This is a genomic window from Thermus antranikianii DSM 12462 (assembly GCF_000423905.1).
Lineage (GTDB): Bacteria > Deinococcota > Deinococci > Deinococcales > Thermaceae > Thermus > Thermus antranikianii.
This window is the reverse complement of record NZ_AUIW01000005.1, coordinates 17,106-29,010: the sequence shown is the minus strand read 5'-3', so window position 1 is coordinate 29,010 and position 11,905 is coordinate 17,106. Positions and strand designations below refer to the sequence as shown.

12 protein-coding genes are annotated in these 11,905 nt (G+C 64.5%); 8 read left to right on the top strand and 4 right to left on the bottom strand.

Going from position 1 to position 11,905, the window contains the following annotated elements; genetic code table 11:
- Positions 1 to 101: 101 nt before the first annotated feature.
- Positions 102 to 1,319: a tryptophan synthase subunit beta gene (trpB, locus tag G584_RS0106085; protein WP_028493821.1), complete on the top strand. Its 1,218-nt coding sequence runs from the start codon at positions 102 to 104 to the stop codon at positions 1,317 to 1,319.
- On the top strand, positions 1,316 to 2,095 hold the full coding sequence (gene trpA / locus G584_RS0106080; RefSeq protein WP_028493820.1) for a tryptophan synthase subunit alpha: 780 nt from the start codon (positions 1,316 to 1,318) through the stop codon (positions 2,093 to 2,095). Before trpB ends, trpA begins: the two co-directional genes overlap by 4 nt.
- On the opposite strand, the gene mqnC is transcribed toward trpA, so the two are convergent.
- Positions 2,092 to 3,228 (bottom strand): cyclic dehypoxanthinyl futalosine synthase, encoded by a 1,137-nt coding sequence (mqnC, locus tag G584_RS0106075; protein ID WP_028493819.1) that lies wholly within the window; start codon positions 3,226 to 3,228, stop codon positions 2,092 to 2,094. The two genes, trpA and mqnC, sit on opposite strands and share 4 nt — an antisense overlap.
- Before the next feature lie 56 nt (positions 3,229 to 3,284).
- On the opposite strand from mqnC, the gene G584_RS0106070 reads away from it, so the two are divergent.
- From G584_RS0106070 to metG, 4 genes are all read left to right on the top strand, one after another.
- Positions 3,285 to 3,770: an adenosine diphosphatase gene (locus tag G584_RS0106070; RefSeq protein WP_028493818.1), complete on the top strand. Its 486-nt coding sequence runs from the start codon at positions 3,285 to 3,287 to the stop codon at positions 3,768 to 3,770.
- A gap of 48 nt (positions 3,771 to 3,818) precedes the next feature.
- Complete coding sequence (gene bcp / locus G584_RS0106065) at positions 3,819 to 4,286, top strand: thioredoxin-dependent thiol peroxidase (protein ID WP_028493817.1); 468 nt, start codon at positions 3,819 to 3,821, stop codon at positions 4,284 to 4,286.
- A 2-nt stretch (positions 4,287 to 4,288) separates the two neighbouring features.
- On the top strand, positions 4,289 to 4,972 hold the full coding sequence (gene rpiA, locus G584_RS0106060) for a ribose-5-phosphate isomerase RpiA (protein WP_028493816.1): 684 nt from the start codon (positions 4,289 to 4,291) through the stop codon (positions 4,970 to 4,972).
- A 96-nt stretch (positions 4,973 to 5,068) separates the two neighbouring features.
- On the top strand, positions 5,069 to 6,952 hold the full coding sequence (metG, locus tag G584_RS0106055) for a methionine--tRNA ligase (protein ID WP_028493815.1): 1,884 nt from the start codon (positions 5,069 to 5,071) through the stop codon (positions 6,950 to 6,952).
- Between the two features lie 117 nt (positions 6,953 to 7,069).
- Here metG and G584_RS0106050 read toward each other — a convergent pair whose 3' ends face one another.
- A complete protein-coding gene (locus G584_RS0106050) occupies positions 7,070 to 8,395 on the bottom strand; it encodes a S41 family peptidase (protein WP_028493814.1) in 1,326 nt (441 codons plus the stop codon).
- A 77-nt stretch (positions 8,396 to 8,472) separates the two neighbouring features.
- Between G584_RS0106050 and ftsE the strand changes: the two genes are divergently transcribed.
- Positions 8,473 to 9,201: a cell division ATP-binding protein FtsE gene (ftsE, locus tag G584_RS0106045; protein WP_028493813.1), complete on the top strand. Its 729-nt coding sequence runs from the start codon at positions 8,473 to 8,475 to the stop codon at positions 9,199 to 9,201.
- Complete coding sequence (hpf, locus tag G584_RS0106040) at positions 9,198 to 9,758, top strand: ribosome hibernation-promoting factor, HPF/YfiA family (protein ID WP_028493812.1); 561 nt, start codon at positions 9,198 to 9,200, stop codon at positions 9,756 to 9,758. The genes ftsE and hpf overlap by 4 nt, the downstream gene beginning before the upstream one ends.
- 12 nt (positions 9,759 to 9,770) lie before the next feature.
- Here the strand turns inward: hpf and G584_RS0106035 are convergent, their stop codons facing one another.
- Positions 9,771 to 11,042 carry a murein hydrolase activator EnvC family protein gene (locus G584_RS0106035; RefSeq protein WP_028493811.1) on the bottom strand — a complete coding sequence of 424 codons (1,272 nt, stop codon included), beginning with the start codon at positions 11,040 to 11,042 and terminating at the stop codon, positions 9,771 to 9,773.
- A gap of 1 nt (position 11,043) precedes the next feature.
- Complete coding sequence (locus G584_RS0106030) at positions 11,044 to 11,898, bottom strand: cell division protein FtsX (protein WP_028493810.1); 855 nt, start codon at positions 11,896 to 11,898, stop codon at positions 11,044 to 11,046.
- Between the last annotated feature and the right edge of the window lie 7 nt (positions 11,899 to 11,905).

Below are 11,905 nucleotides of genomic sequence, written 5' to 3'. Positions count from 1 at the left end.
GGCATGGGTGGTATAGGCCCTAGGGACCTTGGCTCTAAGGGCTTGCGGCATGTAGGATGGGTAGGCTTTGCGGCGCCAGTGCGCCCGTTTCCGGAGCGAGTATGTTGAGGTTGCCAGACTTTCCCCTGCCTGACCCTCGAGGACGCTTCGGTCCTTACGGAGGGAGGTACGTCCCCGAGACCTTGATCCCGGCCCTGGAGGAGGTAGAGGCTGCCTACAGGGAGGCCAAGAAGGACCCGGCATTCTTGGCGGAACTTGAATACTACCTCAAGACCTTTGCCGGCCGGCCCACTCCTCTTTACCACGCCAAGAGGCTTTCCGAGTACTGGGGTGGGGCCCAGGTTTACCTGAAGCGGGAGGACCTCCTGCACACCGGAGCCCACAAGATCAACAACACCTTGGGCCAAGCTCTCCTGGCCCGGCGCATGGGCAAGAAGCGGGTGATTGCCGAAACCGGTGCCGGGCAACACGGGGTTTCCGTGGCCACGGTGGCCGCTCTTTTCGGCCTAGAATGCGTGGTTTACATGGGGGAGGAGGATGTAAGGCGACAGGCCCTGAATGTCTTCCGCATGAAGCTTCTGGGGGCGGAGGTGCGGCCCGTGGCCGCGGGAAGCCGCACCCTTAAGGACGCCACCAACGAGGCCATCCGGGACTGGCTCACCCATGTGCGCACCACCTTCTACATCCTGGGCTCGGTGGTGGGCCCCCACCCCTACCCCATGATGGTTCGGGAGTTCCAAAGCGTCATCGGGGAGGAAGTGAAGGAACAAAGCCTCAAGCTTTTTGGCCGTTACCCCGATGTCCTCATCGCTGCCGTGGGTGGAGGGTCCAACGCCATCGGCCTCTTTGCCCCCTTTGCCTACCTTCCCGAAAAGGAGCGCCCCCGGCTAATTGGAGTGGAGGCTGCTGGGGAGGGGCTTTCCACCGGCAGGCACGCCGCCAGCATCGGGGCGGGAAAGCGGGGGGTGCTTCACGGAAGCTACATGTACCTCCTCTACGACCACGATGGCCAGATCACCCCGGCCCACTCGGTTTCCGCTGGGCTGGACTACCCCGGGGTGGGACCGGAACACAGCTACTATGCCGACCAGGGTATCGCCGAGTACGCTGGGGTGACGGATGAGGAGGCCCTCGAGGGCTTCAAGCTCCTCGCCCGCCTCGAGGGAATCATCCCCGCCTTGGAGTCCGCCCATGCCATTGCCCACGCCGCCAAGGTGGTCCCGGAGATGGACAAGGACCAGATCGTGGTCATCAACCTCTCGGGCCGGGGAGATAAGGACGTGACCGAGGTGATGCGCCTTCTGGGGGGGGAGTTATGACCACTAAAGAAGCCTTCGCCCGGGCCAAGGCCGAGGGCCGGGCCGCTTTAATCCCCTACCTCACCGCGGGCTTCCCCAGCCGGGAAGGGTTTTTGCAGGCGGTGAAGGAGGTGTTGCCCTACGCCGATCTTTTAGAGATCGGCCTCCCCTACTCCGATCCCCTGGGGGACGGCCCGGTGATCCAGCGGGCCAGCGAGGAGGCCTTGAGGAAGGGGATGAGCGTTCAGGGTGTTCTGGAGCTCTTCCGGGAGGTGCGGGCCCTCACCGAAAAACCCCTTTTCCTCATGACCTACCTGAACCCTGTGCTGGCCTGGGGGCCGGAGCGGTTCTTCAGCCTTTTTAAACAGGCGGGGGCCACGGGCCTCATCCTTCCCGACCTTCCTCCCGATGAGGACCCCTCCCTGGTGCGCCTGGCGCAGGAAATCGGCCTGGAAACGGTATTTCTCCTGGCCCCCACTTCCACGGATAGGCGGGTGGAAACCGTGGTGGGCTACGCCACCGGGTTCATCTATGCGGTTTCCGTCACCGGGGTCACCGGGGAGCGGGAGCGCTTGCCCGACGAGGTACGGGAGCTGGTGCGGCGGATCAAGGCCAAAACCTCCTTGCCCGTGGCCGTGGGCTTTGGGGTGTCGGGGCGGGAAACCGCGGCCCAGGCGGCGGTGGCCGATGGGGTGGTGGTGGGGAGCGCTTTGGTGCGAGCCCTCGAGGAGGACCGACCCTTGGCCCCTCTCCTCGAGGAGATCCGCCAAGGGCTTTTGCAGAAGGAACCCGCTTAGGCCAGGGGGAGCTCGGCTTCCTCTCCCAGGACGGCCTTGGGGTCGGGATACCGCAGGATGCGGTAAAGGGGATCCCGCTCCGCGGGCTTGAAGCCCGCGTCCACGATGTGGCGCACGATCTCCCGCACTGTGGCGTGGGTGCGCCCATGCCCTCCTGCCGCCGAGACCACGTTTTCCTCCAGCATGGTGCTGCCGAAGTCGTCGGCTCCGTAGTAAAGCGCCGCTTGGGCCACCTTGAACCCCAGGGTGGGCCAGGAGGCCTGGAAGTGGGCGAAGTTGTCCAGAGCAAGCCGGGCGATGGCCAGGGTTTTCAGGTACTCGTGAGCGGTGGCTCCAGGAGCCTTTCCCTTCAGGCGGGTGTGCTCCACCTGCAGGGTCCAAAGGGCGAAGGCAGCAAAGCCATTCCCGTACTGCTTCAGGGCCTTGTCTTGCTGGGCGCGGATGCCTAAGAGGTGAAGGGTACGTTCCCTTGGGCCTTCCCCGAAACCGATCACCATGCTGGCCAGGGTGTAAAGCCCCAGGGCCTGGGCAGCGTCCACGATGCGGTACCAGTCGGCGGTTTTGATACGGGCGGGGGCAGCCTTGTGCCGCACCTCGTCCACCAGGATCTCTGCCCCAGCCCCCGGCATCCCGTCTAGGCCAGCCTCCATAAGTTTTTCCAAGATCTTCTCCGCCTTAAGCCCGGTAAGCCGTTCCAATCCCAGGATTTCCTCGGGGCTGAAGGCATCGATGCGCAGGTCGGGGAAGCGGTTCTTGAGGTAGCGCAGGAGGTCCAGGTACCACTCCAAAGGCAGGTCCGGATTAACGCCTCCTTGCATGAGGATGCGTCTTCCCCCCACCCGGTAGAGTTCCTCTACCTTTTTGGCGATCTCCTCGTAGGTGAGGGTGTAAGCGTCCTTTTGCCGACGGGTGCGGTAAAAGGCACAGAAGGCGCAGGCCACGGTGCAGACGTTGGTGTAGTTGATGTTGCGGTCTATGAGGAAGGTGACCACCTCGGGGTCGGTCTTTTGCAAGCGCACCTCGTGGGCGGCGGCGGCCAGCTCGGGAAGGGGCAGGTCAAAGAGGGTCATGACCTCCGCTTCGGAAAGCCTTTCTCCCGCCACGGCCTTTTCCAGCACATCCATAGGCCTCATGCTACACCCTTCTGGCTTCGCCGGTCGGAGGTTGGGCTACGGGTAAAATGGAAGGCATGGAACTCAAGCTCATTCCCATCGAGAAGCCGGAAAACCTGAACGTCATCCTGGGCCAGGCCCACTTCATCAAGACGGTGGAGGACTTGCACGAGGCTTTGGTGACCGCCGTGCCGGGCATCAAGTTCGGCTTGGCCTTTTCCGAGGCCAGCGGCAAGCGCCTGGTGCGGCGCTCGGGCACCGATCCCGAGCTTACCGATCTTGCGGTCAAGAACCTCCTCAACCTGGCGGCGGGGCACACCTTCCTCATCGTTTTAGGGGAGGGGTTTTACCCCATCAACGTGCTTCATGCGGTGAAGGCCTGCCCGGAGGTGGTGCGCATCTATGCCGCCACTGCCAATCCCCTCAAGGTGGTGGTGGCGGAGGAAGGGGAGCAGCGGGCCATCCTGGGGGTCATGGATGGCTTTAAGCCCCTGGGGGTGGAGGACGAGGCCGAGGTGGCCTGGCGCAAGGACCTTCTCCGCCGTTTCGGCTACAAACTTTAGCGCCTCCTTTCCTTACCGCGCCCTGGGGGCTTGGGGTATGATGCCCTCATGGAACCTGGAACTGCTGCGCCCGACTTTGCCCTGCCGGACCAGGATGGGCGGATTCACCGGCTTTCCGATTACCGGGGGAAGTGGGTGGTTCTCTACTTCTACCCCAAGGACGACACCCCGGGTTGCACCAAGGAGGCCTGCGGCTTCCGCGACCGCATGGGGGATCTGCAGGAGCTGGGGGCCGTGGTGCTTGGGGTGTCGGCGGACGACGTCCAAAGCCACAAGCGCTTCGCCGAGAAGTACGGTTTGAACTTTCCCCTTCTCGCCGATCCCGAGCGGGAGGTCATCCTGGCCTATGGGGCTTGGGGGAAGAAGAACCTTTACGGCAAGGAGTACGAGGGGGTTTTGCGCCAGACCTTTCTGATCGATCCCGAGGGCCGGATTGCCCAAGTCTGGCGCAAGGTATCCCCGGAGGACCACGCCGAGGAGGTGGCTGAGGCCCTGCGGGCCCTGAGGGGGTCTTGAGGATGGAAAGGCCTTTGGAAAGCTACAAGAAGGAGGCGGCCCATGCGGCGGTGGCCTTTGTGCAGGATGGCATGGTGGTGGGCCTGGGCACGGGATCCACGGCCAGGTACGCCGTTTTGGAGCTGGCCCGGCGGCTGAGAGAAGGGGAGTTAAAGGGGGTGGTGGGGGTTCCCACCTCGGAGGCCACCAAGGACCTGGCCCTGAGGGAGGGGATCCCCCTGGTGGATCTTCCTCCAGAGGGGGTGGACCTGGCCATTGACGGGGCTGACGAGATCGCTCCGGACCTCTCCCTTATCAAGGGCCTTGGCGGGGCTCTTTTGCGGGAGAAGATCGTGGAGAGCAACGCCAAGGAGTTCATCGTCATCGCCGACCACACCAAGAAGGTGCCCGTGTTGGGCCGGGGAGTGGTGCCGGTGGAGATCGTGCCCTTTGGCCACCTGGCCACCCTAAGGGCCATCCGCGCCCTTGGGGGGGAGCCGGAGCTGAGGATGAACGGGGATGAGGTCTATTTCACCGACGGGGGCCACCTCATCGCCGATGTGCGCTTTGGCCCCATCGGGGATCCTTTGGGCCTCCACAAGGCCCTTTTGGAGATCCCCGGGGTGGTGGAAACGGGGATCTTCGTGGGGCTCGCCACCCGGGCCCTGGTGGCGGGACCCATGGGGGTGGAGGAGATTCTGCCATGAGGTGTAGAATCGGGGTTGTGAAGGGCATGCCTTTGGGCTAGGGCGGGAAGGACCTTCCCGCCCGGGGCGCGTGCCCCGGTTTTTCTTGGAGGAGGGATGGAAAAGGTTTTTTACATCACTACCCCCATCTACTACGTGAACGCGGAACCCCACCTGGGCCACGCCTACACCACGGTGGTGGCGGATTTCCTGGCCCGCTGGCACCGGTTGGACGGGTACCGGACCTTCTTCCTGACCGGCACGGATGAGCACGGGGAGACCGTGTACCGGGCAGCCCAGAAGGCGGGGGAAGAACCCCAGGCCTTCGTGGACCGGGTATCCCAGCGCTTCCGCAAGGCCTGGGAGCTTTTGGGCATTGCCTACGACGATTTCATCCGCACCACCGAGGAACGGCACAAGCGGGTGGTGCAAAGGGTGTTGCAAAGGGTCTACGAGGCCGGGGACATCTACTACGGGGAGTACGAGGGGCTTTACTGCGTAAGCTGCGAGCGCTTCTACACGGAAAAGGAGCTAGAAGGGGATCTCTGCCCCATTCACGGTCGGCCTGTGGAGAGGAGGCGGGAGGGGAACTACTTCTTCCGCATGGAGAAGTACCGGGAGTGGCTCATAGATTACCTCCAGACCCACCCGGACCTTATCCGCCCTGAGGGGTACAGGAACGAGGTGCTCTCCATGCTCTCCGAGCCCATTGGGGATCTTTCCATCTCCCGGCCCAAGGCCCGGGTTCCCTGGGGGATCCCCTTGCCCTGGGATGAAGCCCACGTGACCTACGTGTGGTTTGACGCCCTCCTCAACTACGTTTCCGCCCTGGGCTACCCCGACGACCCTCGCTACGCCACCTTCTGGCCGCAGGCTTGGCACCTGATCGGCAAGGACATCCTGAAGCCCCACGCGGTCTTCTGGCCCACCATGCTGAAGGCGGCGGGGATTCCCATGTACCGGCACCTGAACGTGGGAGGGTTCCTGCTGGGGCCGGATGGACGGAAGATGAGCAAGACCCTGGGGAACGTGGTGGATCCCTTTGCCCTCACGGAGAAGTATGGCCGGGACGCGGTGCGGTACTACCTTTTGCGGGAAATTCCCTACGGCCAGGATACGCCCGTGAGCGAGGAGGCCCTGAGGGCCAGGTACGAGGCAGATTTGGCCGATGACCTGGGCAATCTTCTCCAGCGCACCCGGGCCATGCTTTTCCGCTTCGCCGAAGGGCGCATCCCCGAGCCGGTTCCCGGGGAGGAGCTGGAGGAGGGGACGCGGCTTGCGGGGCGTCTAAGAGGGCTGGTGCGGGACCTCCGCTTCCACGTGGCCCTCGAGGAGGTCATGGCCTATGTGAAGGCCCTGAACCGCTACATTAACGAGAAGCGCCCCTGGGAGCTATTCAAGGAGGATCCGGGGGAGGCTAGGGCGGTGCTTTACCGGGTGGTGGAGGGCTTGAGGATCGCCTCCATCCTCCTTACCCCGGCCATGCCAGACAAAATGGCCGAGCTGCGCCGGGCTTTGGGCTTGAGGGAGGAGGTGCGCCTCGAGGAGGCGGAGCGCTGGGGCCTGGCGGAACCCCTTCCCCTTCCCCAGGAGGCGGGGGTTCTCTTTCCCAAAGAGGCGCCGAGGGAGGCGGCCAAAGGATCCCGAGAGGGTCAAACGGAGGGTACCAAGGAGGACCGTTCCATCAGCATAGAGGACTTCGCCAAGGTGGAGCTGAGGGTGGCGGAGGTGGTGGCGGCGGAGAAGCACCCCAACGCCGATAGGCTTCTGGTGCTTAGGCTTTCCCTGGGAAACGAGGAGCGCACCGTGGTTTCCGGCATCGCCCGGTGGTACCGTCCCGAGGAGCTCGTGGGGAAGAAGGTGGTGCTGGTGGCCAATCTGAAACCGGCCAAGCTCCGGGGCGTGGAGAGCCAGGGAATGATCCTGGCGGCTTCGGAAGGGGATAAGCTCGCCCTGGTCACTGTGGAGGGGGATATCCCCCCGGGGGCGTTGGTGAAATAGCCCTTGGCGCAAGAGGGGTGTAGAGAAGAAACTACCTGAGCCCCCACCCCGATGAAGCCGCGGTGGGGTGGTTTAAAGGGGCCGGAGAAACCCGGCCCCTTTAGCCTTTCCCCCAGACTAACGGGTGGCGTTAAGCTCCTGCAAAGCCCGCTTGAGGATGGCGTCTTGCTCCAGGTCCAAGACCGCCTGCCCCCGGTCCTCGGGAAGGGGCCGCTGGCGCTGGGGTTCGGCGTAGGTGAACTTGCCCTCGGCGTCGGCCTTCACCTTCACGGTCTTGCCGTTTAGGGTTACGCTGACCTCAGCGCCTGGCGGTGCCCCGGCCCCTTGCAGGGAGAAGGGAGTGGGGAAGCGGGTGTCCTTCACCTCGATGTCGGGCTTCAGGCCCTCCTTGTTGATGGCCCGGCGCTTGGGGGTGAGCCACTCGAAGGTGACCAGGGTGAGCTCGCCCCCATTGGCCAGGGTGTAGGGGGTCTGGCCCACGCCCTTGCCGAAGGTCTTCTCCCCGATGACCTTGGCCCGGCCGTAGTCCTGGAGGGCCCCGGCCACGATCTCGCTGGCGGAGGCCGAGTTCCCGTTCACCAGGACCACCATGGGGCCATCCCATAAAGGCTTCCCGGAGGCCTCGCACCAGACCCGTGTGAGGTTCTTGGTGCGGGTGTAAACGATGGGTCCCTCCTTAAGAAACGCGCTGGCCACGGCGCACCCCTGGTCTAGGAGGCCGCCTCCGTTGTCGCGCAGGTCAAGGATGAGCTTCTTGATGCCCTGGGCCTTAAGCCCATCGATGGCCTTCTTGAGTTGGTCCTCCACCTTGAAGTTGCCGAAGGTTTCCAAGGCCACATACCCCACGTCCCCGATCCGGGCCGTGGATACCGAGATGATCTCCACCTTTTCCCGGATGAGTTCAAAGACCAAAGGGGCAGGGGTGCCTTCCCGACGAACCTTGATGGTAACCTTGGTGCCCTCGCGGCCGCGGATTCTGGCCACCACCTCCTGGAGGGGTAGGCCGGTGACGTCCACCCCGTCCACCTCGAGGATCACATCCCCGGCCCGCATCCCGGCCCGCTGGGCGGGAAGGCCCTTCATCACCCCTTCGATCTTGGCCCCCGTGCCGTCAGGGTTGGCGGGGGAAAGGGTGGCCCCGATGCCAAAGAACTCTCCCCTGAGGTCCTCCTGCCGGAGGCTTGCCCGCTGGGGCGGGGAGTAGCTGGTGAAGGGGTCCTTCAAGGCGGAGACCATGCCCCCGATGGCCCCTTCCAGGAGGGCGTTGAGCTTCTCCCGGGGCAGGGGCTCCAGGTAGTCCTGCTGGATCCTCTGGTAGACCTCCAGGAGGGCCTGGCCGTTGGGGTTTTGCAGGAGGTTTTCCGCCTGGGGACGAGGAAGCTGGGCGTATACCAAGGCCAGGGCCACCCCGAGCCCTGCGATGAGCCATGCGCGTTTTTTCATCTCTTCCCTCACCTAGCTTCCACTATAGCGCCTTTCCATGAGAAGAAAGTCTGGCCTATCTTCCGTATAGTAGGGACATGATCGCCTTCCACCGGGTGGGCCTGGAGTACCCCCGCACGGGGACCAAGGCGCTTTACAACGTGAGCCTCGAGGTGAAGAAGGGGGAGTTCGTCTACGTGGTGGGCCACTCCGGGGCCGGGAAGTCCACCCTGCTGGCCCTTATCCTCCGCCGCCTTCTTCCCACCCAGGGGGCGGTGTACTTTGCCGGGCAGAACCTCAAGCTCCTCAGGGGGGACCAGGTGGCCCTGCACCGCCGCCGGATCGGCATGGTCTTCCAGGACCACCGCCTCCTTTCCGACATGACGGTGGAGGAGAACCTGGCCTTTGTGCTCAGGGTGCAGGGGATTCCTCCCAGGGAATGGGGAGAGCGGATCACCACCGCCCTGCGCCGGGTGGGGCTCGTCCACAAGAAGAGGGCCTTTCCCGAGGAGCTTTCCGTGGGGGAGGCCCAGCGGGTGGCCATCGCCCGGGCCTTGCTTCTGGACCCTCCCGTGATCCTGGCGGACGAGCCCACGGGGAACCTGGACCTGGATAACGCCTTGCAGGTGCTGGATATCCTCAAGGCGGCTCACCAGCGGGGGGCCACGGTGGTGGTGGCCACCCATAGCCGGGAGCTTTTGGAAGCCTATCCGGCGCGGGTGGTGGTCCTGAAGGCCGGGCAGGTGGTGCGGGACGAACGTCCTGGGGAAGGTGGTAGCATAAGGGTAAGGGAAAGCCCTGACCGGGGCGGAAAGGAGGGCATATGAACGTCTACAAACTCATCGGTCGCAACCTGGAGATCACCGACGCCATTCGGGACTACGTGGAGCGGAAGCTCTCCCGCCTGGACCGCTACCAGAACGGGGAGCTCATGGCCAAGGTGGTTCTCTCCCTGGCGGGTAGCAATCACGTAGCCCGCAAGGCCAAGGCCGAGGTGCAGGTGGACCTCCCCGGGGGGCTCGTCAGGGTGGAGGAGGAGGATCCCGACCTTTACGCGGCCATCGACCGCATGGTGGACCGCCTGGAAACCCAGCTCAAGCGTTTCAAGGAGCGCCGTTTTATCGGTAAGCGCCACTCGTACCAGGGGCCTCCGCCCCCCGAGGTGCAGGACCTCGAGGCCCTGCGCAAGCCCGAGGAGGAAGAGGGTCCCAAAATCGTCCGGGTCAAGCGCTTCGAGATGAAGCCCATGGATCCCGAGGAAGCGGCCTTCCAGATGGAGGCTTTGGGCCACGACTTCTTCGTGTTCCGCAACGCCAAGACCGACGAGATCAACGTTATCTATCGCCGTAAGGACGGCAACTACGGGCTTATTGAGCCCGCATAGCCTTCAAGGCCCTTAGTAGTAGGCGGAGGGATCCACGAAGCGGGTCTCTCCGCCTATGCGTACTGCCACCCTGAACTCCAGCTCCTCCGGGCGGATGAGAAGGCCACCCCCCGTGTAGCCGAGGAGCTGGCCCCGCTCTACCCTTTGCCCTTCCTGCACCAGGGGTTCTTGCAGGTTGGTGTAGACGGTGGAGAGGGTTTCCGTGTGCACCAGCATCACCGTGTAGCCCAGGTTGGGCAGGTAGAGGATTCCGGCCACGTACCCTTCGGCGGCTGCCTGCACGGGGCTTCCCGGGGCTGGGCCCTGGATGACCTGGAACGGGCCTTCCTGTCCGTAGGGCACCAGGATCCTGCCCCCGGGCACGGGGAAGGCCAACCGGCCCACGGTGGCGGGCAGGGGGGGAGGGGGGACCACCACGCTGGCTTCCCGGGGTGCCGGCTGGGCCGCGGCCTGGCGGCGCTCGGCTTCCCGCCTTCGCCGCTCCTCCTCCTGGCGCTTGAGCTCCAGGAGGCGTTGCCTCTCCGCCAGGACCCGGGCCTGGAGCTGGGCTAGCTCCGCTTGCAGGCGTTGCCTTTCCTGTAGAGCCTCCCGCAGGAGGGCTCGTTTGCCCTGGGCTTCCCGCTCCAGGCTGGAGAGGGTAGCCTCCAGCTCCCTCTTCTGCCCCTCGAGGGCCCTTTGGGTTTCCCTGAGAGCCTTTTCCTTGGCGGTGAGGTCGGCGAGGAGAAGGCCTAAGCGCTCCCGCTCTTCCCTTAGGGCCTTCAGGGTGGCCTGGAGGGCGCGGACTAAGTCCGCATCCTGCCTTGAGATGTACCCCACCCAGCGGGCCCGGACCGCCAGGTCGGTGAAGGACTGGGCCCTGAGGAGGGGTAGGTAGCGGCCCGCCTTTTCCCGGTGGAGGCTTCGCATCAGGGCCTGGAGCCGCTCCTTGAGGCTTTCCAGGTCCTTTTCCAGCTGGGCGATGCGCCCTTCCGTCCAGCGTATCTCCTCTTTCAGCTGGGCGATCTGCCGGCTTAAGGCGGCGCGTTCCCTCTCCAATCGGGTGATCTCCCCTTCCAGACGGGCCTTCTCCTTAAGTAGGTTCTCCACCCGGGTGGAGAGGCGGGAAAGCTCCTGGTTTAGGATCCGGATCCGCCTTTGGCTTTGCTCCTCGAGGGCCTTGGCCCGTTCCAGCTGGCCTTCCAGGTTGCGCACGGTGCGCTCCTGGGCGGGCACGGTCTGGCCCAAGGCCCATGGGAGAAGGGCTGGGCACAAAAGCAGGAGGAGGATAAGCCAGCTAGGGCGCATCCTAGACTTCCCTCAGATAGGCCCGGGTGGCCATGAAGGCTCCCCCGGCCCCTAGAACCACTGCCAGGGCCAGGACCATGAGGCCCGTCTGCGAGAGGTCCTTGACCCCCAGCACGGGGAGGAAGGGAAGGAGCCCCTGGAGGGCCTGCGCCAAGCCTAGGTAGAGGAGGCTACCGAAGGCCACCGCCAGGAGGCTTGCCCCAAGGGTGAGGAGGATTCCTTCCACCACAAAAGGAGCCTGGATAAACCGCCGGGTGGCCCCCACCAGGAGCATGATGCCCAGGGCTTCCTTCCGGCTTTCTAAGGATAGGCGGATGGAGCCCATGACGCTGAAGAAGGTGTTGAGGAGAAGGAGCCCCACCAGGACCCCCATGGCCAGCCGGCTTCCGGATAGCACCTGGACCAGCCTTTCCGTAAGCTCCCCCCCGTACTCCACCCCTTCTATCCCCGGAAGCCTCCGTAGCCTTTCCGCCACCTTGCGCACCGCTTCCGGATCCTTAAGCCTGAGGCGCAGGGTGTCGGGCAAGGGATTTTCCACCAGGTCCTTGGCCTCGGCCAGGTAGGGGTAGTCCAGGACCAGCTGGGCCAGGGCCTCCTCCTTGCTTTGAAGCCGCACCTCGCCCACTTCCGGCCAGCCCTGGATCTCGGTGAGGAGGGCCTCCACGTTGGCTTCCTTTTGCAGGAAGGCCGCCACTTCCAGTTCCCGCTCCAGGGTATGCACCACCCGCTCCAGGTTCCAAAGGACAAGGCCCAGGAAGTAAAGCAGGGCGAAGGATACGAGGGCGGTGAAGAAGGTGGCGAGGCTGGCCGTGGGATGGCGGAGGATCTGCCGCAGGCCCTCGTGCAGGGCGTACATGCCTTAC